21 protein-coding genes and 3 pseudogenes are annotated in these 23,137 nt (G+C 55.4%); 9 read left to right on the forward strand and 15 right to left on the reverse strand.

The genetic code is table 11. The features are described 5' to 3' along the window. Window positions 1–262 precede the first annotated feature (262 nt). The 6 genes from DWB67_RS16215 to DWB67_RS16240 all read right to left on the reverse strand — a co-directional run bounded on the left by DWB67_RS16215 (window position 263) and on the right by DWB67_RS16240 (window position 6,968). A complete protein-coding gene (locus tag DWB67_RS16215) occupies window positions 263–1,597 on the reverse strand; it encodes an amidase (RefSeq protein ID WP_119808613.1) in 1,335 nt (444 codons plus the stop codon). Beyond that, complete coding sequence (locus DWB67_RS16220) at window positions 1,594–1,791, reverse strand: hypothetical protein (protein ID WP_119808614.1); 198 nt, start codon at window positions 1,789–1,791, stop codon at window positions 1,594–1,596. The genes DWB67_RS16215 and DWB67_RS16220 overlap by 4 nt, the downstream gene beginning before the upstream one ends. A gap of 38 nt (window positions 1,792–1,829) precedes the next feature. Beyond that, on the reverse strand, window positions 1,830–2,828 hold the full coding sequence (locus DWB67_RS16225; RefSeq protein ID WP_119808615.1) for an ABC transporter permease: 999 nt from the start codon (window positions 2,826–2,828) through the stop codon (window positions 1,830–1,832). Continuing rightward, complete coding sequence (locus DWB67_RS16230) at window positions 2,825–4,366, reverse strand: sugar ABC transporter ATP-binding protein (protein WP_220475165.1); 1,542 nt, start codon at window positions 4,364–4,366, stop codon at window positions 2,825–2,827. The genes DWB67_RS16225 and DWB67_RS16230 overlap by 4 nt, the downstream gene beginning before the upstream one ends. A 56-nt stretch (window positions 4,367–4,422) precedes the next feature. Beyond that, complete coding sequence (locus DWB67_RS16235; RefSeq protein ID WP_182911637.1) at window positions 4,423–5,358, reverse strand: substrate-binding domain-containing protein; 936 nt, start codon at window positions 5,356–5,358, stop codon at window positions 4,423–4,425. Window positions 5,359–5,744: 386 nt separating this feature from the next. After that, the gene (locus tag DWB67_RS16240; protein WP_119808618.1) at window positions 5,745–6,968 is read right to left on the reverse strand and encodes an MFS transporter; all 1,224 of its coding nucleotides are present in this window, start codon (window positions 6,966–6,968) and stop codon (window positions 5,745–5,747) included. A 108-nt stretch (window positions 6,969–7,076) separates the two neighbouring features. Here DWB67_RS16240 and DWB67_RS16245 point away from each other — a divergent pair, with 108 nt between their 5' ends. From DWB67_RS16245 to DWB67_RS18480, 6 genes are all read left to right on the forward strand, one after another. Further along, window positions 7,077–7,829, forward strand: a complete 753-nt coding sequence (locus DWB67_RS16245; protein ID WP_182911638.1) for a GntR family transcriptional regulator — start codon at window positions 7,077–7,079, stop codon at window positions 7,827–7,829. A gap of 142 nt (window positions 7,830–7,971) precedes the next feature. Next, a complete protein-coding gene (rutA, locus tag DWB67_RS16250) occupies window positions 7,972–9,051 on the forward strand; it encodes a pyrimidine utilization protein A (protein WP_119808620.1) in 1,080 nt (359 codons plus the stop codon). A gap of 83 nt (window positions 9,052–9,134) precedes the next feature. Further along, window positions 9,135–9,626: a flavin reductase family protein gene (locus tag DWB67_RS16255; protein ID WP_119808621.1), complete on the forward strand. Its 492-nt coding sequence runs from the start codon at window positions 9,135–9,137 to the stop codon at window positions 9,624–9,626. Window positions 9,627–9,702: 76 nt separating this feature from the next. Continuing rightward, a complete protein-coding gene (locus tag DWB67_RS16260) occupies window positions 9,703–10,272 on the forward strand; it encodes an isochorismatase family protein (protein ID WP_255418729.1) in 570 nt (189 codons plus the stop codon). 171 nt (window positions 10,273–10,443) lie between these two features. Further along, window positions 10,444–11,997, forward strand: coding sequence for an acetolactate synthase large subunit (locus DWB67_RS16265; protein ID WP_119808623.1), 1,554 nt, complete (start codon window positions 10,444–10,446; stop codon window positions 11,995–11,997). A 78-nt stretch (window positions 11,998–12,075) separates the two neighbouring features. Continuing rightward, window positions 12,076–13,227 (forward strand): HupE/UreJ family protein, encoded by a 1,152-nt coding sequence (locus tag DWB67_RS18480; protein ID WP_119808624.1) that lies wholly within the window; start codon window positions 12,076–12,078, stop codon window positions 13,225–13,227. Window positions 13,228–13,254: 27 nt separating this feature from the next. Here the strand turns inward: DWB67_RS18480 and DWB67_RS16275 are convergent, their stop codons facing one another. The 9 genes and pseudogenes from DWB67_RS16275 to DWB67_RS16320 form a co-directional block, all read right to left on the reverse strand. Next, the gene (locus DWB67_RS16275) at window positions 13,255–14,598 is read right to left on the reverse strand and encodes an NAD(P)/FAD-dependent oxidoreductase (protein ID WP_119808625.1); all 1,344 of its coding nucleotides are present in this window, start codon (window positions 14,596–14,598) and stop codon (window positions 13,255–13,257) included. A gap of 39 nt (window positions 14,599–14,637) precedes the next feature. Beyond that, window positions 14,638–16,635 (reverse strand): proline/glycine betaine ABC transporter permease, encoded by a 1,998-nt coding sequence (locus tag DWB67_RS16280; RefSeq protein WP_119808626.1) that lies wholly within the window; start codon window positions 16,633–16,635, stop codon window positions 14,638–14,640. Beyond that, the gene (locus tag DWB67_RS16285; protein ID WP_119808627.1) at window positions 16,632–17,654 is read right to left on the reverse strand and encodes a glycine betaine/L-proline ABC transporter ATP-binding protein; all 1,023 of its coding nucleotides are present in this window, start codon (window positions 17,652–17,654) and stop codon (window positions 16,632–16,634) included. The genes DWB67_RS16280 and DWB67_RS16285 overlap by 4 nt, the downstream gene beginning before the upstream one ends. A gap of 82 nt (window positions 17,655–17,736) precedes the next feature. Next, a complete protein-coding gene (locus DWB67_RS16290) occupies window positions 17,737–18,675 on the reverse strand; it encodes an ABC transporter substrate-binding protein (protein WP_119808628.1) in 939 nt (312 codons plus the stop codon). 937 nt (window positions 18,676–19,612) lie between these two features. Further along, window positions 19,613–20,194 (reverse strand): annotated as a pseudogene (locus DWB67_RS16295) (polysaccharide lyase family 7 protein); the annotation flags it as partial. Beyond that, window positions 20,146–20,454, reverse strand: a complete 309-nt coding sequence (locus tag DWB67_RS18695) for a polysaccharide lyase family 7 protein (RefSeq protein WP_119808630.1) — start codon at window positions 20,452–20,454, stop codon at window positions 20,146–20,148. The gene DWB67_RS18695 and the pseudogene DWB67_RS16295, both read right to left, overlap by 49 nt. Then, window positions 20,370–21,083: pseudogene (locus DWB67_RS18485) on the reverse strand (TonB-dependent siderophore receptor). The gene DWB67_RS18695 and the pseudogene DWB67_RS18485 overlap by 85 nt, the downstream one beginning before the upstream one ends. 117 nt (window positions 21,084–21,200) lie before the next feature. After that, a pseudogene (locus DWB67_RS18700) lies at window positions 21,201–21,377 on the reverse strand (TonB-dependent receptor plug domain-containing protein); the annotation flags it as partial. Between the two features lie 30 nt (window positions 21,378–21,407). Further along, window positions 21,408–21,590 (reverse strand): hypothetical protein, encoded by a 183-nt coding sequence (locus tag DWB67_RS16320; protein ID WP_119808634.1) that lies wholly within the window; start codon window positions 21,588–21,590, stop codon window positions 21,408–21,410. Window positions 21,591–21,799: 209 nt separating this feature from the next. On the opposite strand from DWB67_RS16320, the gene DWB67_RS16325 reads away from it, so the two are divergent. The 3 genes from DWB67_RS16325 to DWB67_RS16335 all read left to right on the forward strand — a co-directional run bounded on the left by DWB67_RS16325 (window position 21,800) and on the right by DWB67_RS16335 (window position 23,065). Beyond that, window positions 21,800–22,207: a hypothetical protein gene (locus DWB67_RS16325; protein WP_119808635.1), complete on the forward strand. Its 408-nt coding sequence runs from the start codon at window positions 21,800–21,802 to the stop codon at window positions 22,205–22,207. A gap of 39 nt (window positions 22,208–22,246) precedes the next feature. Further along, window positions 22,247–22,621: a helix-turn-helix transcriptional regulator gene (locus DWB67_RS16330; protein WP_119808636.1), complete on the forward strand. Its 375-nt coding sequence runs from the start codon at window positions 22,247–22,249 to the stop codon at window positions 22,619–22,621. 204 nt (window positions 22,622–22,825) lie between these two features. Next, on the forward strand, window positions 22,826–23,065 hold the full coding sequence (locus tag DWB67_RS16335; RefSeq protein ID WP_255418730.1) for a hypothetical protein: 240 nt from the start codon (window positions 22,826–22,828) through the stop codon (window positions 23,063–23,065). The last annotated feature ends 72 nt before the right edge of the window (window positions 23,066–23,137 follow it).

Consider the following 23,137-nt stretch of genomic DNA (forward strand, 5'->3'; position numbering starts at 1 on the left):
CTTCGCCTTGAACTCCGCAGAATAGCGCTTTCGTTTCGTCATCTCAGGTCAGTCCTTCGTCAATCGCTAAAGCTTAGCAACTGGTCCGAATTCCTGCGACCACCTCTGTTGGCCCCATACGGACCAGCGCATATAGCTGGGCAAGTATATCATCCCCAACAGCTTTATCCTGCCAGCCATTTTGGGATCGCGCCTGCAAAAACAGCTGATCCAGTGCGTCGGCATCCAAAGCGTCCGTGGTATTCATATCATATTATCCAACTTAAGCGGGTTGAGGATTACGCGAAAAAGCGCTTTCAAGTGAGGCAGCAAGATCAGCCAGCATATCTTCTGAATAAGGAGCACCAATAAGTTGCAGTGAAAGTGGTCCGTGACCTGTCCAGACAATCGGTAGGGAAATAGCCGGCAGTCCCATAACCGACGCTGGACGTGCAAACCGCGTCATTGCGGTGATCATCCGTGACAAGGATTCAGCTTCAAGCGCATCCAAAGCGGTGATCTGCGGGGGAATGTCCGGTAGCATGGGCAGCGCCAGCACATCGACGTTCTGGAAAATTTGCGCCATCCGCTCACGTGCGATATCGCGGATTTGACGTGCCCTCAGATAGGCTTGTGCAGAAATGGCAGCAGCCTGCGTCAGACGCAATCGGACCTGATCGCCATATGTATCACAGGCATGGCGCAGCCGGTCTGCGTGGACCGTGCCAGCTTCGGCCATGGCAATAACATTCGCCGGTTCGTTCAATGAGGCCAGCCAGCCAAGATCGATGTCGTGATCCTTGTGGCCATCGACGACCAGCTGTTGACGCGCTTCGACCATTGCCCCCGACATCTTGGCCGAGATGTCTTGCGCAAAATCACTGGTGTCAAAACCGATGCGCAAAGAAGCTGACGTCTGCGACGTTCCGCGCGTAGTCCCCATCGTCAACACCGACAGAACACGCCGCGCGCAATCGACGCTGGCGGCCAGCGGCCCGACGCAATCCTGCGTCCAGCTTAGCGGCATTATATGCGAGACGGGCACCAGACCATGTGTCGGTTTGAATCCGACAACGCCGTTACAGGCCGCAGGAATCCGAATGGATCCGCCTGTATCCGACCCGAGTGCCGCAGGGACGATCCCCATCCCCACCGCAACGCCTGACCCCGAAGAAGACCCGCCGGTGATTGCGCCTGGGACTACGGGGTTTGGTGGGCTGCCATGATGGTGATTGCTGCCTGTCGGACCCATCGCGAATTCCGACATCTGCAAGCGCCCTAGATCAAGCGCACCTGCGCAATCAAGCCTGTCCAGAACGGTGGCGGTATTTCGTGCGACATAGGCCGCCAAGGGGTGCGCCCCGCGACCAATACGTGATCCGCTGCGTTCGAACATATCTTTATGCGCAAGCGGCACACCAGCCAGCGGGCCCACGGGCCTGCCTGTCGCACGGGCCTTATCGACCACGGTTGCCTGTTCCAATGCATGGTCGAATTCGACTGTTGCAAAGGGTGATGCCGTTCCTGCGGCAGACACCCGTGCGATTGCCTGCCTGACCAGACCCACGGCGCTGGCCCGGCCGGCGTCCAGATCTTCCAGTATTCCGGCGATCGTCATACGTCAGATCCGCCCATGGCGCTGTCATCTATGGGATTGCGGATCGCAAGGCCGGTCATTGTCTCGGTTTCTTCCCAAAGGGGATGGTACAGAACGCCAAATTCGATGCGCGTCCGCTGGTCATCGAAAATTGCCCTTTCCTCAACGGTGGGGGGGCGTCCCAGATAGCTGACCAATGCTTCGTATTTTGACATCACATCGCTCCTTGAAGGGGGGGGTATATTGGATCGGATTATCCGAAATTCTGGGGCTGTCGCTTGCGCACCAACTGGCTAAGCGAGACGGCAACGATTAACGCGCCGCCATAGAACAGTGATTGCACAAAAGCGTCGGCGCCCAGCATCGTCAGGCCGGTGATGCCTGTGATCAAAAAATAGACACCAACCAGTGTACCGACCGGATTAAAACGACCAGGATAAATGGCGGTGGCACCAAGGAAGGCGGCTGCGAATGCCGGTAACAATAAAGACAGTCCCGATGTCGGATCGGCGGACCCTGTCATGCCTGTATAAAGCACCCCTGCAAGTGCCGCCAGAATACCGGATGCGGCAAAGGATGTTGCACGGACGCGGTCAACGGATACGCCGTTCAGCCGTGCAACTTCGCGACCGCGGCCAACGAACAGCAGCTTGCGACCCGTAATGGTATATTCCAGTGCCCACCACATGATGACGGCAACGGCAAGCCCGTAGTAAAACGCCATCGGCACCCCAAGCAGTCGCTTGATCACCACAAGTTCGACCAGTTTCATGGACACACCCGCGATGGTTCTGGAATCCGATATCCAGAGGGTCATACCGTTCAGAAATGTGCCAAGACCCAAGGTGATGATCAGGCTGTGGATGCGGAAATAAAGCACAAAGAACGCGTTCACAGCCCCGATGAAGCCGCCCAGCAGCAATGCAGCGATAACCGATGCACCGATGCTCCACCCCCAGTTTACATTGGATACCGCCAGAAACATCGCGGTGAATACCAGCGTCGAAGCCGCCGACAGGTCGAAATCACCCGATGTCAGCGGTACAAGGATAGCCAGCGCCAGCACCACCAGCACAGCTTGCGACCCCAGCATCGATGACACCGTACGCCATGTCATGAAGGTATCGGGCAGCAACATGCTAAATAGAATGAACAACAGGCCCCATGCCATAAGCAGGGCAAAGCGTTCGAATTCTTTCTTCAAAATTTCGGCGGACAGGCGGTTGGATTGCGGTGTTTCGACGACACTCATCTGGCATTCTCCGGTTGCGGGTCGCGCGTGGCCTGGCTGGCGGGTTCATGAAAACAAGCCCGTGCAATGTCTTCACGTGACAGTTCGGGGTCCTGCAGACAGGTGACTGCGGCACCGCGGTGGAAGACAAAAACGCGGTCACAAATCTGCGCAAGCTGTTCATAATCTGTCGAGGCACATAGAACCGTCGTGCCCTGTCGCGTGATCTGATCTATGGCCGCGAAGATTTGCTGCCTTGCACCGTAATCGACACCTTGGGTCGGTTCATCCAGCAAAAGCAGCCGAGGATTTTCCGCCAACCACTTTCCCATAATCACTTTTTGCTGGTTTCCACCCGACAGTGTCGACATTTTCACATCTGGACGATCCGGCCGGACATCGTAATCCCTGATAAGGGCCGCTGCTTTTTCGGAAATGGCCTTGCTATCAAGTCCCCAGATGCCGCGCATACTCGGAAGTGCTAGCAGGGTCGCATTTTCGGCGACCGACAGGCCGCCGATACAGCTTTGGTATGCGCGGTCGCCCGGGATCAAACCAATGCCCGCATCAATCGCGCGCCGTGGCGTGAACCTCGCGATATCATGGGATCTTATCAAGGTAATTCTGCCCTGCCCCGCCATCGCACCAAACATAAGGTATGGCAGTTCCGCAAAACCGGAACCGATCAGGCCGGTCACGCCCACAACCTCGGATCGTTTAAGCTTGGCGTTAAACAAACGAAGCATGCCGCCGGACAGGTTTTCAACCGTCACCGCAATATGATCGTCAATCACCCGTTCGCTGCGTTGATAGGGGGCGATGGCATGACCGACAATTCTGTCCAGAATATCCTGCCGTGTCGTATCAGCTGTGGCCAGAACCGCGTCCAGACGTCCATCGCGCATGATTGCCACGCGGTCGGTGATCTCCAGAACCTCGTCAATGTCATGTGTTACGATGATGACGCTGGCACCGGTCTTTTTGATCCTGCGTAGCAGATCAAAAAGCTTGTCGACATCTTCGGCGGACAGGAAAGGCGTGGGTTTGTCAAGAACCAGAACGCCCTCGCCTGCACGGCCGGCTTCGGAGCGACGCAATTCAGCGACCGCCCGCAGGATCGCGGTATAGGCACGTTCAACCGGCGAAAGTGATGACACCAAGGCAGAAGGGTCGATATTCAATCCGAATTCCGCAAAAAGCTGGCGCATCGCGGCACGTTCCTGCCGCCATCGAATGCCGAGACGACGCACCTTCGTATCGTCCCCGACCAGCATGTTATCTGCAACCGACAGTGACGGGATCAACGCCAGATGTTGATGAACAAATGCTACCCCCAACGCCCTGATCCGGCGCGGATCAAGTGGTAAGGGCAATGTTTCCCCCCAAAGGGTGATCCGGCTGCCCGCTTCAGGGGAATTGAAGCCTGCCAGAACCTTGATCAGGGTGGATTTACCGGATCCGTTCTGCCCAAGCAAACCAAGAATTTCGCCGCGCCCAAGGCCAAGGGAAACACCCTTCAGAACCTCAACCGATCCGAATTTCATCCTGACATCCGCCATGCGCAATATGCCGGGTTGTACCATTGTCCTATAAGGTGCTGGCGACAGGGCTGCCATTACCCCTCCAACCCCCATAGCTTGCGGAATCCTGAAATATGGCCATCACCATAGCCCGAGTCGAAATCCGCAGGCACACCGGCAGTTTCGGCATTCGATGCATCGAAAATCAGCAAAGGAATGCCAAGGCTTTCCGGAACCTCTAACCCGCAAAGAACGCGCATTTGCGCGTCGACGGCGGCATAGCCGGCCCATCCCAGACTTTCCCCGACATCCATTTGCACCGTGCCGTCCCGCACCATATCCAGCACGAAGGGCGTGCCATTATAAGATGCCATTCCCACGTTGCTGGCCCCTGCGATCCGTAGCGCAGGAGTCACAAATTGCGTCATCGAGTCATAGATAGGCAAAATATAGTTAATGCCCTGATCCGCCAGTAGCGCCGATTGGGTGCCCGACTGGATCCGCGTTGCCCACTCGTTGACCGGAACATTCAAATAGCGGGTTTTGCAATCTGGACAGTATTCGCCAAGGCTTTCCTTGATCTGTTCGACAAAGGGGATGGAAGGCAAGACGTCATCGGACCCGATGATCAGGACGTTAGGCTTCCCCGCTGTTTCCACGAAGGCCCAAGCAGCCAATATTTCGCCGGCGCGGCGGTAATCGACCTTCGCCGATGCGTCGACAAAATCTGCCTGCTCCTGACTTTCGTCGTACAGATGGGTGGTCGTTACAGCCAGACCTGCAGCCTTCGCCTCGCGCAATTGCGGGGCCAGCATTTCAGGGTTTAGACCACCGGCAACGTCAATCAACGAATAATCTTGTGCGATGGCTTGGTTTACACCTTGGATCCAGCTGTCAGAGGCGCCCTGATTTTCCCAAGTGGTATAAGTAAAGCCCACATCCTCGGCCGCGCGCCGCATGGCCTTTTGAAGTTCGACATTGAAGGGGATCGCCATATTGACAGGAATGGAAAACACGCTTTTGTCCGCCATGCATGCAGTTGCATCAAACGGACTGCCAAGCGGGTTGAACTCCGGAACAACCCGATGGGCATCCAATACTGCTTGTGCATCAGCCATAGCATCAGCTGATGCGCTGACTGGCATCATTGCCGAGAATGCAGCCAAAGCGCCTGTCGTCAAAGTCAGTCCGTGAAATCGCATGCATATCTCCCGCTCAAAACATTCGGTCTGGATGAAGCTATGCGTTTTATTGTCCGGACTTAATCAATATACTCAAAGCGGAAAAAACAATTTCCCTAATAGTTTAAGATATTTGTGCCGAATATAAGTGCAATTTAGCGTATGCTACTAATTTATGCCGTTATATTGTTCGGACTATTACTCGGACGGATTGGTTTATTACTTGCATGCTACGGTCAACGCGCGGCCTGCCGGAATGAAAGGATCGCGCCCAGAAAGCCGATTACTGAAAAGAGCATGAAGCAGACGTCATAAGAACCGAAAAGCTCGAAAATAAAGGCGAAAGCAGAGGGACCGACGATCACGCCAATGAAAGTGTAGACCAGCAACGCCCCTGTGTTCGATCCTACCTTTCCTTTAGGGGCCGTTCGTGCCGCGGCTGCAAGAAATACGCCGTTCCAGCCGGTTGCCACGGCGCCGAACGCCACCAGCAGCACCACCTGTGCCCATTGTGGCATGATTGCGACCCAGCCAAGTGCAAACATGAAGCCGCCCGCCAGCAGGCCAATCACCCCCAATGTTTTAAAGCCACCCAGCCGGTCAGCCGCAACACCCCAGCTAACGCGACCGACAGCGCCGGACAGCTGCAGCCCCGCCGCGACTGCGCCTGCACCGACCAGCGACCAGCCGTGTTCGACCAGCATCACGACGGTAAATGCCGTCGCCATCAGTTGCAGCGCCGAATAAAGCCCACCAAGCAGTGCCAATGTCCGCAGACGCTGGTTGCGATACAGATCGGCCTGGTCGCGCAGAGCGCGCAGCAAGGGGTTCTCGCGGACGATGCCACGGCGGATAGGGGCAAAGGTGAACTGACTCCAGCACCAGACCAGCAGGCCAAGCGGCACAATCGCCGCAACAAGAAGCGCAAACCGCCATCCGTCACCCCAATTGTGAAAAAATACAGCCAGTGTCGGCAACGTCACCGATGCCACGACGGCCCCCAAGGGAACACCCGTCTGCTTGATGGAAAAGATCAACGAATGTGGCCCGCTTTGGGCCGACCGGTTCAGAATTTCCGAAGACGCCGGATTGTTCAGACCATAGCAGATGCCGAACAGTAACGACGCAATTACCATCAGAACCGGACGACCTGTCGCCAATAAAAGCAGACCAAGTGCGAAAACCGCAAGTTCGAAGATAATTACGCGCTCGGCATGGAACGTTTCGACCACTGTGCCAGCACAGGCCGAGGCAAAGACCCCTGCAAAATAGATCAGGCTGATCTGGTACCCGATATAATAAGATCCGATCCCCAACGAGGAAGCTACCTCGGGTGCCAGCGAAGTCAAAGCCAATACGCTTAGAGTTGCGGCGATCTGAACCAACGTCATCATCGCAAGCGGCCTCATCCATGCCGGACGACCGGATGTCTCGGGTTGGGTCGACACCGTTTGAGTCATGGGTATTGTGTCCGTATTGATCTGTCGGCTGCCTGCAGCTCTTTTTATTTAGCTACATAAGTACGGACATGCAATCAATGGTAAACGTCGATGAAAAGAGCGCATAACATGCCTGATATTGAAACCGATCAATCCGACAGCACCAATACGCCGCTGTATTTAAAGATTGCGCATAAGTTGGAACGGCAGATTATCAGTGGTGAACGCGCCGTCGGCAGCCTGCTGCCCCCCGAGGCGGAACTTGCCGCACAATTGGGGATCAGCCGTCATACCATCCGACAGGCAATCGCCCAATTGCGCCAGCGCGGTATGCTGGCCGCGCGTAAGGGCGTTGGAACCCGCGTGGAAAGTGCACGCCCCCAGTGGCGCGAACGCTTCCGGGATAACAACCGTGGCGATCTTTTCGAATTTGCCAGTGAAACCGAAATGTTCATTAGCCTGAAAGACCGCGTCGAAATCCGCGGGAAGCTGGCGACTGAAATCGGCTGCAGGCCTGGAAAAACCCTCCTTTATATGGAAGGTCCGCGACATTTCATTAATGAAGCTGCCCCATTCTGCTGGAACGAGGTCTATCTTGATCCCATTGCCGAACCGGTCATCAGGGATATGGATGTCCAGCGATCATCGCTGTTCCATCTGATCGAAGCACATACCGGTGAACGGATCGTCGATATCCAGCAAGATATCCGCGCCGTGCCTATCTCGGACGAGATTTGCAGCAAACTCGGACGGCCGAACGGAACAATCGGCCTTCGAATCACGCGGCGCTATGTATCTTCTGGCGGCAGGCTTATGGAATACGCCGTCCAGACCTCACCTGCGGAAAGTTTTGCCTATCGCACCCACATTCAAGCCACTTAGATCGACGGGCTGCCTGACAATTATGCATTAACATATCTTCTGTAAAAGTCCGGACCTGAATTTTAGAATTTACACTAGACCCAATCGAATGACCCTCTGCTAAGTTCGGACTTATAAAGAAATTCAGCAGGAGGTATGCACCATGGACATGGGCGTTTTCATTCCAATCGGAAACAACGGCTGGTTAATTTCAGAAGCAGCACCGCAATACAAACCCAGCTTCGAACTGAACAAACAGATCGTCCAGAAAGCAGAAAGCTATGGTCTGGAATTTGCCCTTTCGATGATCAAACTGCGCGGTTTCGGTGGAAAAACAGAGTTCTGGGATCATAACCTCGAAAGTTTTACCCTTATGGCAGGGCTGGCAGCCGTGACCAGCAAGATCAAGCTGTTTGCCTCTACTGCAATCCTGACGTTGCCACCCGCGATTGTTGCCAGAATGGCCAGCACCATTTCCTCCATCGCGCCTGACCGGTTCGGCGTGAACATCGTGACCGGCTGGGCCGAAGCGGAATACAGCCAGATGGGTGTATGGCCCGGTGATGAGTATTTCGGATATCGCTATGATTACGGTGCCGAATACGTCGAGGTGATGAAAGAGCTTTGGTCGAAGGGTGCCTCGGATTTTCAGGGTGAGCACTTCAAGATGGCCGATTGCAAACTGTCCCCCCCGCCGGAAGGCAAGGTCGAGATCGTCGCAGCAGGCCAGTCGCCCAAGGGTATGAAATTTGCCGCAGACCATGCGGATTACAACTTCATCATGGGACAGGGCGTCAATACACCCAAGGCCGTATCATCCATCTGCGACCGCCTTGTCACGGCGGGGCAGGACTCCGGACGCGATGTCGGGGCCTATTGCCTTTATATGATTATTGCCGACGATACGGACGAAGCTGCAATGGCAACATGGGAAAAATACAAGGATCACGTTGATGCCGATGCATTGGCTTGGATGGCCGATCAGGGCAGCAAGGATAACGCCGCGGATTCCAGCGCCACCGCCAAGCACATCAATCTTCCTGAAGGAGCTGTAAACTTCAATATGGGCACACTCGTGGGATCCTACGCCTCTATCGCGCGTATGTTGGACGAAGCATCCGAAATGGCGGGCGTTAAGGGCATTATGATGGTGTTCGACGACTTCCTTCTTGGGCTTGATAAATTTGGCCAGCAGATCCAGCCACTTATGAAATCGCGCACTCCTGCGCAGGCGGCGGCATAAGACTGACCCCTTCGGAAGGGTCATGGGTCAAGCCTTTGGCCCTGCCCTTTGTGGTCCTACTTGCGCAGAACGGTTGAAACGACATGACACCTCTTACCTTTCCGGAAGGTATGCGCCGGTTAGTGGCGGGCGTATCCTTGATTACTGTCAGCACGGAACAAGCACGTTTCGGGCTGATTGCCACCGCAGTCACATCACTTTCCGCCGACCCGCCAAGTCTGTTGGTTTGTGTGAACAAGGATGCGTCAATCCACGCACATCTGGCCGAGGTTGATGCATTCTGTGTCAACGTCCTGTCACGGAACCAGCAGCCCATCGCCGAGCGTTTCGCCAGCCCGGTTGATCGGGACACGCGGTTTTCGCAAGGCGAATGGACAAGTTTGACAACAGGCGCGCCCGCCCTGATCGGATCGCAGGTCAGCTTTGATTGTCGCAGTGTCAAAGGCGCAACCCACGGCACACATACAGTCTTTTTCGGCAATGTCCTGCAAGCCGCCGCCTGGGATGACGTTTCCGATCCGCTATTGTGGCACGCTGGTGCTTTCGCTGCCCTGCCACAATTGGAGACCAACTGATATGTCTGATCGCGACAGCAATTACGCGAATGTTTATAACAGGCGGGTCGGTTTCGGAAAACATCCGGCCCTGCTTATGATCGATTTTGCGCAGGCGTATTACGATCCGGATTGCCCGCTTTTTGGGGGTGAAGGCTGTGTATCTGCACTGGATGCGGCACTTCAGCTTCGCATTGCTGCGAAGAAAGCAGGCATTCCCGTCATTTTGACACGTGTGAGCTATCACCCCTCGGGTCGTGACGGAGGCCGTTTTTTCGAAAAAGCCGCCCCTTTGGAAGTATTTTTACCCGGACGTTCGACGGCTGAATTCGCCGTCGGCCTGATACCCGACCCTGATGAGGTAATTATTACCAAACAATACCCCTCGGCCTTCTTTGGAACATCCCTTGCCCCCATGTTGACGACAATGGGGTGTGACAGCCTTCTGCTAAGCGGGCTGACAACATCCGGTTGTATCCGCGCATCCTGTGTTGATGCCATGAGCCATGGCTTCAGGACACTTGTCGTTTCGGAGGCTTGCGGCGACCGCCACCACGCACCGCACGACGCAAACCTGTTTGATATGAATGCTAAATATGCAGATGTGATCGGACTGGAAGATGCGGTGCGATATCTGGCGACGTTTGACCGTCATGCCTTGGCATGAGGTATCATGTAAGATGTGACATCGCAGGTTAGCCAAACGACATATAAACCGGAGCGGATGCGGATATTTCTTGTCAAATTTCAGTGTTGCGGGCTTCTGTTGTTGCACATCACGCAAAATCATGGGTCAGTCAGGCATGACTGACTGATGGTCTTGGGAAGGAGCTGCAATATGCTTGGGGCTGATCTGCTTTGCGACACACTGTTGTCAAATGGTGTCGATACCTGCTTTGCCAATCCCGGCACATCCGAAATGCACTTTGTTGCTGCCCTTGATCGCAAGCCACGGATGCGCTGCATTTTAGGATTGTCCGAAGGCGTAGTGACCGGCATGGCCGATGGCTATGGCCGGATGGCGGACAAACCGGCAGCGACCTTGCTGCACTTGGGACCGGGCTTGGCCAATGGTTTGGCCAATCTGCACAACGCAAGACGAGCCCATACGCCGGTGCTGAATGTCGTTGGTGATCACGCCAGCTATCACCTGAAAAACGACGCGCCATTGACCAGCGATATCGAAAGCCTTGCTTGGCCCATGTCCCAATTCGTCAAGCGCATCGGCTGTGCGGCCGATGTCGCCAAAGACGCGCGTGCTGCTTTCGAGGCGGCAATGTCGATCCCCGGCGTCGCGACCCTGATCCTGCCTGCCGATGCGGCTTGGTCCGAAGTGTCCAATGCCCCGAAACATCAGCCCTATGTGCCAAAGCAACCGGTGGTGGACGATAAGGCGGTGCAGGCCGCGGCACAGGCAATGACCTCAGGCCGGAAAACTGCATTGATCATGACGGGGCGGGCGTTGCGGGCCGCCGGGTTAGAGATTGCAGGCTGTATTGCAACCAGAACCGGTGCCGATCTGTTGTCGCAGGTGTCGAACGGACGTATCGAACGCGGGGTCGGACGTGTTCCGGTGGGAAAGATCCCCTATCCCATCGACCAGGCCATTGCTGCGCTAAAGGATTACCAAGCCGTTATTCTGATCGGCGTATCAGAACCTGTGGCCTTTTTTGCGTATCCCGGCAAGCCGACGCACTTGTTACCCAAAGACTGTGATATCATCAATCTGGCGGGCATTGCCGACAACCACATTGAGACACTTGCGGCCTTGTCAAAAGCTGTCGATGCCGATGGCGCATCATCCGGTGCAGTGACACATGCCGTCGCCCCGCCTGCCATCGAGGATGCGGCGTTAACGGCAGAATTGGCGTGTACGGTTGTGGCACGCCACATTCCGGACAACGCAATTATCTGCGATGAATCTATATCGTCGGGACGGGATTTTTTTGATCAAACCTCCCATGCTGCGGCGCATGATTATCTGCAACTGACAGGCGGTGCGATCGGGATCGGCATTCCGCTGGCAGCTGGCGCAGCCGTGGCCTGCCCCGAACGCAAGGTGATCGGCCTGCAAGCAGATGGCAGTGCCATGTATACGGTTCAGGGCCTGTGGACGCAGGCGCGCGAGGGACTGGATGTCGTCACGATCATCCTGTCCAACCGCAGCTATGCCATTCTTCAGGGCGAAATGAAAAATGTCGGCGTGGATAAGGTCGGGCGGAATGCCTCGCGGATGTTGTCGATTGACGAACCGGCGATCGACTGGCCAAGCCTTGCCCGCAGCCTTGGGGTTCAATCCTGTCGTGCAACGACGGTCGCAGAACTGGAACTGGCGCTGGAAAAAGCCATGGCCCATAAAGGCCCGATGTTGATCGAGGCGGTGATCGCCTGACCATCAGCACCTTGTCCATGCTCTTTGCATATTGCGGCGCTAGGGTAACCTGAAATTATTGCTACAGGAAGCTGTTGAATGCCTTACATCGCCACGCTCAGACAGCATGCGGTTATCTGGACCGCATGTGTAATCTGGTTTTGCCTTTCAGGCTTCGCGTTTAGTCATCAATCCCAACCCGCTGTTGTCACCGCCCTTGTCAAAAGCGACCAGATCGAAATCAACATCCGCGACGCGATAGAGCCTTTGATCGCCATCTCGCGTGTTGATCCAAAGTCGAATGCCGATGCGGAAAAAGTCAACGATTTTTACAAGGACCTGCGCGCGGAAGATCCCTCTGGACTAGAGGCAAGCTTGCGTCGGGACTGGCCGCTTGTCGCCAATCAGATCAGGGCATTTGCAGGGGACACGCGGCTGGATCTGGCATTGACGACCGCAATCATCCCCGAAGTCGGAAACACCGATGAGTTGCGCTTTAGCACCATCACAATGACCGCCCCCCTGCCCGATGATAATACGCCTGTCGTGCTGGGATGGCGCGCAGATTTTGGGCCCATTGCCATCCATCAGGCGGGCGGTGATGATCAGGGGTATACCCAGATATTGCAGGGCGGGCAAAGCAGCCAACCGATGTCCCGCGCCACCCCTGTCAAGGAAGCGTCGCTGACCGTATTCGGGCGCTTTATCGTTGCAGGGTTCGAACATATCGTCCCCAAGGGCACGGACCATATCCTGTTCGTGCTGGGACTGTTTTTCTTTTCACTGCGGTTGCGTCCGATACTGGCGCAGGTGACGGCATTCACCCTTGCCCACAGCGTTACACTGGCGTTGGCCAGTCTTAATATCGTATCCCTGTCCGCTGCTGTCGTCGAACCTCTGATCGCGGCATCCATCGTCTATGTCGCGGTCGAGAATATCTTTATGGGGCGTAGGGCAACGATTTCGCTGGCACGCATAGCAGTGGTCTTCTGCTTCGGCTTGCTGCACGGATTGGGCTTTGCCTCGGTGCTTAGCGATGTGGGACTGCCTGCGGGGCAATTCTTCTATGGTCTGATCGGTTTCAACATCGGTGTCGAATTCGGTCAGCTTAGCGTCATTCTGGTGGCATTCCTGCTGCTGGGTCTGCCGTTCGGACGCAAGTCGTGGTACCGTACCGGTGTTGTAATCCCTGCATCCGCAGCGATTGCCGTGATCGGACTTTGGTGGACAATCGAGCGGGTTTTGGGCTGATCCAGATTACCGGACCAGCCTAAAACATCAGTTCTGCAGATAGCTTTCCAGACTGTCGTCCAGCGCATCTTTCCACGGCGTGTGATGCGCGGGCGCCATCGATCCGGTAATCACCGACCGATAGCTGTTGTTGCGGAAGCCCATAATGTCTTCCTTCTTGTGCTTTTTCCACTGCAGGAAGGCCTCATTCGCGCCATCGACATCAAAGCTGGGATAGTCGGTGTCCGCGATCAGTTCCTTGATGTAATCGCCCTGATAATGGATCGCATCGTAATCGCTTTCACCGGCATCCTCGGCGGCGATACGGGCGTTCACATCGGCCATGCGGGCGTCATAGTCGGCAGGCACATCGATGCGCCCCAGAATGATGTCACGGACATACCATGCCTGCGCGTCGAACATATTGAAGGTGAACCACTGATCCTGCATGCCCAAATAGAACAACGCGGGGTTCTTGGCAAAAACCACGCCCTTATACAGATCTGCCGTCGCCAGACGGTTCGCGGTTTTCAACTGCAGATCGTCGGGCAGGAACGGGAAGTGGTGTTTATACCCGGTGCACAGGATCACTGCATCGATCTGTTTTGTGGTGCCATCTTTGAAGGTAGCCGTATTGCCTTCCAGCTTTTGCAGCAGCGGAACCTCTTGCCAGTTTTCCGGCCAGTTATAACCCATGGGCGCGGTACGATAGGAAACCGTGACCGACTTGCTGCCGTATTTCCAGCATTGCGACCCGATATCCTCGGCGGAATAGCTGCTGCCGATCAGCAGGATGTCCTTGCCGGCGAATTCACGGGCGTCGCGGAAATCATGTGCGTGCAAAACGCGACCGTTGAAATCGCTGAAACCGTCGAATTCGGGCACATTCGGTGTCGAAAAATGCCCCGAGGCAATAATCACATGGTCGAATGTCTCTTCATATTCGTGATCATTGACCAGATTATGTGCTGTCACGGTGAACAACGCCGTCTTATCATCATAGGATACGTCACGCACCGGCGTGCGGAACCGGATCCAGTCACGGACATTAGCCTTTTCAACGCGCCCTTGAATGTAATCGAACAGCACGGCCCGGGGCGGATAGGATGCGATCTGTTTGCCAAAATGTTCCTCGAAGGAATAATCTGCGAATTCCAGCGCCTCTTTCGGGCCGTTCGACCACAGATAGCGATACATGGACCCGTGAACCGGCTCTCCGAATTCGTCCAGACCGGTGCGCCATGTATAATTCCACAGACCACCCCAATTGTCTTGCTTTTCAAAGCAGACAATTTCGGGGATCTCGGCACCCTTCTGGGCTGCCGATTGGAAGGCGCGCAGTTGTGCCAGCCCCGAGGGGCCAGCGCCGATCACGGCAATACGTTTTGTCACAGGTAGGTATTCCTTCAGTCGTTTCAAAAAGGTGGGAGTTTACTTAACCCCAAGCTGTTTTTTGCGGGTATTGGCCCAGCCCTGGATCAGGCGGTCGGCAACAATCCCGATTGCGGCGATGGCAAGGCCTGCCAGAATCCCGCGTCCGGTATCGGCGGTTGGCAGGGCGCGATAGATTTCCTGACCCAGATCGCGCGATCCGATTAGGGCGGTAATTGCAACCATCGACAGTGCCATCATGATGGTCTGGTTGATGCCCAACATGATTTCAGGCAGCGCGACGGGCAGCTCGACCTTCAGCAGCCGTTGCATGGGCGTCGCGCCATTTGTGATCGCAGCCTCGATCGTCACATCCGGAATCCGCTTCAGCCCCAGATAGGTATAGCGGATCGCAGGCACCGTCGCATAAGCAAGGATGGCGACGATATTAGCAAGATCGCCGACCTTCAGCAGCATGATCACGGGGATCAGATAGATGAAGGACGGAAAGGTTTGCAGCGTGTCGCAGATGGCCATAATCGGGCGGGCCACCCGCGGTGACCGAAACGCCCAGATGCCGATCGGCACGCCGATACAGATGCAGATGATAACCGCAGATAGAACCAGATAGACGGTCAGAACCGCAGGTTCCCAAAATCCGAACAGGACAATAGCCAGCACCAGGCCCATGCACAGCATGGCAGTGCCACGGCCAGCCAGACGCAAGCCTGCCGCGCCGACCATTGCGACAACGATCGGCCATGGAACTGCAAGGAAAAAGTTGCGCAGCGGGATCAGCATATTCACGGTAATAAAGTCGCGCACCGGCTGGATGACCCCATACGTCTCCTTGGCAAACCACCGCACGGCATCATCAAGTTGGGTGCCGAAAGTCACGGTCATACCTTTGGGCAGGACCGATACCTCTTTGAATATCCCCGCCAGAAGGACCGAGACGACAAGAACCGCACCGAATGACAGCGCGTGCCGGTGACGATAGGCCCAGCTACGTCCGCGGGCGGCATAATCCGTAGGACGGTTGGCCCACGCCTGCGTGATGCGGTCCAGCACCACGGCAATCATGACGATGCCAAGCCCCTGTTCGACTGCTGCTCCCAGCTTTAGCTGCTGCAATGAGGTCAGCAGTTTTTGCCCAAGCCCCGTAGCTCCCACCAGCGATGCAATCACAGCCATGGCCAATGTCTGCATCACCACCTGATTGACGCCCAGCATCAAAATACGCTTGCCTGCAGGGATCTGTACTTTCCACAACAACTGACGCGGCGTGCAGCCTGACATCTTGCCGGCTTCGGTGATGGCCGAGGGGACGGTTTGCAAGGCCAGCATCACACAGCGCGCCATCGGCGGCATGGCAAAAACAACCGTCGCAATCAGCGCAGGCACCTGACCGAAACCGAACAGGATCACAACCGGCACCAGATAGGCCATATGCGGGGTGGCCTGCATCAGATCGAACATCGGGCTGACCACGGATGCCGCACGGCGCGATTTTTCGGCCCAGATGCCCAGCCACAGGCCGATGACAACGGCGAACGGGACGGCAACGACGACAATGGCCAGCGTTCGCATGCTATCCCGCCACAGGCCAAAAACCGCCAGATACAGCAGGCCGCCGGCGGCAAAGAACGCCAGCTTTCGTCCGCCAGCCCAATGACCCAGAATGCCGACGCCGATCACGATGGCGACCCAAGGCACGGGCGGCAGATCCAATGGGCGCACACCGCGATACAGAACATATTCCGCCCAACGCAGCGGCTGCTTCAGCAGATCGGCCAGAAAGCGGGTCAAGTCGCGAAACTCGTACCCGCCGATACCGGCGTCATTTCCCAGCCACTCGAAAAACGTGGTGATCCAGCTGGCCAGCGGAATGACCCATATGTCAGGCCAGCGCAATGCCCCGCCCCACAACGCCGAAAGTGCGATGCCCGCGGCAATGATCACCGCAAATTGCCAAAGTAAAGGAATTTGGGCCAGTTTCAGATGCGGCGCGGCCCAAGGGCGTGCGACCGGTTCGGTTGATTGCAACGGATGGGTCATTGGCCCTCGGGTCCATAGAGCCCGTCCAGCATCTGTTCACGACCGACCGATCCGACGATCTTGCCACCATGAGCCACCGCAAAGGGAACCTCGGACGACAGGACCTGACGCGCCACATCACCGATCAGATCGCTGGCATCGATCGATTGGCTGCTTTCGGCACCTTTCTCGGGCAGCATGATCGCGCCGACGGTCACGATCCGGTCCAAGGGCGCGTTGCGGGCGAATTCGGCGACATAATCGTTGACCGGATTCAGCACGATATTTTCGGGCGTATCCAGCTGGACCATCTGCCCGTCTTTCATGATGCCGATGCGGTCGGCCAGCTTGATGGCCTCTTCGAAGTCATGGGTAATAAAGACGATGGTCTTTTTCAGAACCTTCTGAAGGCGGATGAATTCATCCTGCATTTCGGCGCGGATCAGCGGGTCCAATGCCGAGAAGGGTTCATCAAGGAACCAGACATCGGGATCCACAGCCAAGGACCGCGCAATGCCGACACGTTGTTGTTGGCCACCCGAAAGCTGGGCGGGGAAATCGGCCTCTCGGCCGGTCAGGCCGACCAGTTCGATCATCTCGCGGGCTTTGGCCTCGCGTTCGTCACGCGCCATGCCCTGCATTTCCAAGGGGAAAAGGACGTTCGACAGCACGTCGCGGTTCGGCAAAAGGCCGAAGTTCTGGAAAACCATGCCCATCTTGTGGCGACGGATCTCGATCAGTTCGGCATCTGTCGCGTTCAGAAGATCCTTGCCGTCGAAATCCATTTGGCCCGCGGTCGGGTCGTTCAGGCGACTGATGCAGCGGATCAGCGTCGATTTTCCCGAACCCGACAGCCCCATGATCACCAGGATTTCGCCGTCATGGACGTCAAAGGACACATCGCGAACGGCACCGATATAGCCGCCCTCGTCCAGCGCTTCTGACGTCGGGTGTCCGCCATGTTCTTGCAAGAAGGCCTCGGGCTGAGGGCCAAAGAGCTTCCAGAGATTTCGACAGCGGATCTTGACGTCGGAATTCATGTATCGGTCCTTGTTTCAAATAGAAAAATGAATGGGCGCGCACATTCGCGCCCATTCATACAGCACCCAGAGAAAGGAGCCCTTACTGCAGCCAGCCGTCGACCAGATCTTGGTTTTCGGAAATCCATTCGCTTGCAGCATCTTCAGGCGACATGCCTTCGACATCGACCAGCAGCGCCGCATGGGCGATCTGTTCGTTGTTGAAGTTCATGTTCTGGACAACCTGCCATGCACCGGGCCATTCATCGGCCATGCCCGACCATGCGGCTTTTTTCAGCCATGCCGAACGGGGTGCACCACAATCGCCGGTCGCATCAGGGTTCGGACCCCATGCTTCATCCTCGAAGCAGGCTTCTTCGGGTTCGGGGAAATCAACGAACTGGCCGTCGAATTTGCTTTCGATGAAGTTCGGCGTCCAGTTGAACAGAACGATGGGTTCTTCGCGGTCATAGGCCGATTGCAGCTCTGCCCAAAGCGTGGCCGCCTGACCGACGTTGATGGCAACGAAATCCATGTTCAATGCGTCGATACGGGCAGCATAGTTTTTGCCCCAATCGGCGGGTGGCCCCAGAAAGCGACCTTTGGGCGCGGTTTCCGCCGTCTTGAAAATATCGGCGCAGGCATTCAACCCTTCCCAATTTCCGGCTTCGGGGCATTTTTCTAGAACGTAATCGGGAATCCACCATTCCTCGCGGGTCACGGCTTCATGGGTGCCGGCATCAACCATGCCATCGTCCAGCGCCTTTTCGAACGCCGTCTTCATCGAGCCTTCCCAAGCCTCGACCTGCACATGCATATCGCCATTTGCGATGGCACTGAACTGCAGCTGGCTGTCCGAGGGGATGTATTCGACGGTATAGCCTTTGCTTTCCAGCATCTGGCCCAGCACGTTCGATAAAACCAGCTGACTTGTCCAGTTGTTCTGGACGATCACGATCGGCTCATCCGATTCAACTTCCGCCATGGCAGACAGGGGCGCGAAGGCAGCCAAGGCAAGCACGGCGATTTTCGTGTGGTTCATAGATTTTTTCTCTTTCCGATGACGTTGATGAAGCGCGCTGATCCCTATCGGGTCGCATGCGCAGCGTTTCTCGTTTGGATCGAACAATGACCGATGCGGTAAATTATCCGGTGATCCGAGCAAAATATCTCTGAAAACTTTCCCTCTTTGGTCTTCACAGTGTCGGCAGAACGACCTGCGAAATATCTTTATTGGTCGACCAAAGGGCCGACATATTTTCGCGCTTCCATTGGTCGAGATATACGACGGGAGGGGACGCCCCCCATGCAAGTCACACCGCCAGACGTCACTACAGATCACAAATCAATCAGCCGGATCGGCTTCGAATTCGCGCAGCGCGACATCATCTGACAGCAGCACAACCAAGAGCCTTCCGGCCCGATTACCATACCTCGATAGGCTGAGGTGTAACGTGATTGTGCGCCGCCCGCAACCCGATGGGGAATTTGCGCGAATATAACATATTGCAGATGATCGGTTTTTGCGCGTTTCTACTTATGGACTGCCTCGTAACAAGTTAGGTTTAACCTGCTGGCTTGAAACACATTCTTGTGCATCACTTTGACAATCGGACCCGTGTTTGCTCGGTTTGAACGCCAACGACCAATTGCTTGGCTGGTCATGGCTGGCAGGGCGAAAAACAATTTCGGGGGAATAGATATGCGTTCCAAAAGCCGTGGGAAAAATCCTGGGCGGCTTGGATCTTTGATCGCAATGATGCGGGATCAAGCGATCCTTCAATTGTTACATATGCGTATCCCACACCTGTAAACAGATGGCGCTAGCACTGTAAAAATTGCTCTTGTCGGACATAGGCAGTATCTTGGAAAAACCGGCGATGTTATTCCGCGATCGGGTCTGATTTGCCAAAGCAAAAATGGTGCGACCAGAAATCGATCCGGCCGCACCCGCTTTAAAAACTAACTTCAAACGTCGATCAGTTTCCGTTCATGACCGGCGGCGCGTCGTGCGCGTAGTCAAGCGCATAGAACGTAACGCGATCGAAATCTGTTTCAAGTGAGGGGCTGGTGTTATTCTGCGTATAGGTGCCCGCTTTGAAGAACATAAATTCGTCCTCGATACTGAAGCCGCTATCGCGCATGTCGTAAGGCTCGGCAATCACCTCGGTTCCGTCATCACGGATGATTTTGACGTGTAACATAGGAATGGTCTGCCCGCCTTCGGTCACGCCTTTGACTTCGATTTCATAGCTGAAAACTTCGACCAACGCGATGCCGTCATCTGGGTTGGGTGCCATATCAGCGCGGGTACCGATCAGTTCGACCCATTCTTCCTTACCCGTCACAGGTTCATGGGCAAAATAGATTGAACCATATTTGTTCTGAGGCAGCTTACGATAATACAAGCGGATTGGTTCGTCGTCCTTGGCATGGATCTGACCGATGATGACACGTCCGATCTGATAGTCTTTGCCAAGCCGGGTCACCTGATTGACTGCGAGCGTGGCTCTTAATACGCCATCCACGCCCCCTGCCGCCTGCTGTGCGGCCAGCGGAGCGGACGAAAAGACCCAGTTGTAGCGTTCGCGTAACCACCATCAAGACGCGTCGGAATGGTTTCGTCCCCATGCCGCAACATACCGCGCAATTCGGACCTTGTGTAATGCGTGTTCGCCGAGGTTCTTGCCCCCGCCGGAGTGGTCCGAAAGACCATGCCTCCGGTGGCAGGATCAGTCAAGAAAAAGCGCGGATCGGTCCATCCCGATGCAAGCTCGTTTTCATAGACGCTGTCATAGATACCGTCGCCATCGTCATCCACAGCACCGCCTGTTCGGTCGGAACGGCATAGAAGGTATTCCCTTCGTAATCGCCGGTTTCATAAGTCGCATCGGTATTGAAGTATGATGCGATAACCGACGCCTTTTCGGTAATCCGGCCTTTTGCTTCAAGCTCGAAACCTCTGGAGGCGACTTTGCCGATCTGGACCGTCTTATCCGTGACCGGATCGATTTCGGTGACATTTTTCTTATAGATATCAAAATAGGCCGCAGAAACCATAAGGCGTTCATCTGCGGACGCCCATTTTCCGCCCAGTTCCCATTGCTCACCCGTGGTCGGCTTGAAAGACGCCTGCCCATATTCATCACGTGACGTTACAGGCTCGAACGAGGTGGAATAGCTAATATAGGGCATCAATCCGAATGCCGTCTGATAACTGATTGCCGCGCGACCGGTCAGCTGTTCATCCTAATAGGTGCCGGAATTGACACCATCACGGGTCGCGACTGTTTCGGTCCAATCATAGCGACCGCCGACAAGCAGGCCCCAATTCCCCAGTTCGATCCGGTCCTGTGCAAAAACACCGGTTTGGGTCAGATCCGAAGTGGTAGTATAGGCAGATCCGTCAGGTGTCAGACCAGCAATGTCGCTGGAGGTCGGAAAGTTCATATCCGCCAGACTGAAAATATAGGACTCGCCGTCCGATCGGGCATAATTGCTATCCGATTCCGCTCAAGATAGAACGGATCAGGCTGGGCCTTGATGCCGCTTCCGAAGGACAGGCCGTCAAGGAACTGGGAGAACAAAGCTGCGATCACCAAAACCGCGCAATTGCACCGCATCATCCATATTAGATGTGCCCCGATATTCGGCGGACACACCCGCCGAGTAGCGCAATGCCTGCGAAACCGATGTCGCCCCCTGATCCTCGAACTGAGCCTGCCCGATAACGGTGACGCAGACAGGGGTTTTGGATGATGGTACGTCCTGACCCTATGCCGAACGGCTGGTCGTTGCAGCATACCCCGACACCGGTCCGGCACTGGTTTCACTCAACGCGTCCTGCTGGATGGTTTTAAGCACAATCACATCCTCGGCCTTGGCGGGCATGATGAATGCAGTAGTGGCCAGCAGGGCCGAAGCAATCAAAACGTGTCGGAAGGTCATATATTTCATCGCGCTACCTGTCTGGCTTGCGTGCATTTCCAGTCAGTGCAAACTTACCGTCGAAACGCCATCCGGGATTTCTTTAGTTATTCTGTCGGATTTATTGTGGCGGTGTTGGGATCATGTCTAGTTGATTGTCCCTTGCGCAAGCGACTGCTTCCTTTGCCCCGGCGACAACAGGCGATGCACCGGACAGAAAATGGCGAATACAAGACAAGATGAGCGTAGATGTTTCTCCCGGCGGGTTCCGGATCGGCGTCCTGAACGTCCAGAAGAACGGCCTGCAAGAGAGCGCATGGCAGGAACTGACCCCTAAGTTCCAGCTTTTGATCCTGCTGATTGGTCGCCACATTTTCGAAATCGGATCGCGCTGCTTCGATATGGATGCACGTGACCACCCAAGCGCTCTGTTGATGGTTATTCGCAGCGAAACCCTGTTGCGTCATATCGAAAGCGCCGGACACCCATACCACAAACTTGCGTCTGCAGTCCCGCTGAAATGGGCCGCCAATATAGATATCCTCCCACGGGCGATGCAGGGCGATGACAACTGGTTTCGTCAATGGTGCCAGAATAGGGAAACGATCGAACTGGCAACGCAGATTATTGCACCACCCCCTTGGTAAGGTGATGCGAAGAACGGTCTTTATCGCATATCCCGCAGCTTGGAAAATCTGCGCCGCATTATCGCAAATACCCCGCCCCAAGAAGGCGGCCTCTCAACGATCGCCGAGCGGATCCGATTGTACCTGCATGAACATTTACTCGACCAGAGCATCAGCATCGAGTTTCTTGAAGCGCATCTTGGAATGAACCGTCGTTCCTTGCAGCGAAAGTTCAAGGCCGCGTTCGATTTGACAATCCGCGACTACCTGCGCCAAGAGCGTTTGGCATGCGCCTATCGCGCGCTCGGCGAAGATGGCGTGATAATTTCCCGTGCTGCATATCTTGCAGGCTATTCATCAACGGAAAACTTCACGACAGCCTTCCGGCGCAATTTCAGCCTTCGTCCCTGCGATCTCCATAATATCTCTATCTAGCCGCCGAGTTCAAAGGTATATCGAGTGCATCCTGAATATTTCCTGAATTGAAGCTTGAGTGGCGGTTTGCATCCGCCAAATGAAGCAGCATCCCATTACGATGACGATCGGTTCTTTTCGGGTCGCAAGGGCAGTCCGATAGCTATGTCGTGAAATATATTGACCCACTGATAATCTGCTCATGCTGCAAACGAGAAGGTAGCGATGAGTATGACGATGGAGGACAGCATCGAACGTTGGACTGACAAGCGCAACACAGCTCTGGTGATCGAAATTATTCAGGGCAAGACAACGGTGGCGGAGGCGAGCCAATCCTTCGATCTGGCAACCTCGAAGATCGAGGCTTGGGTCGAGGATGCCAAGCGCGGCATGGAGAATTGCCTGTGGGCCAATCCACTCGACATCCATGAATCGCCCCGGGTCTGTCGGAGACCATCAACTTAAGTAAGGATGATGGTTATGACAAAAAGCAAAATGGCAAATCGCTACTCTCCTGAGGTCCGCGCTCGTGCGGTC

Origin of the sequence: Paracoccus sp. JM45, assembly GCF_003590715.1 — a bacterium.
In the GTDB taxonomy this organism is placed as follows: domain Bacteria; phylum Pseudomonadota; class Alphaproteobacteria; order Rhodobacterales; family Rhodobacteraceae; genus Paracoccus.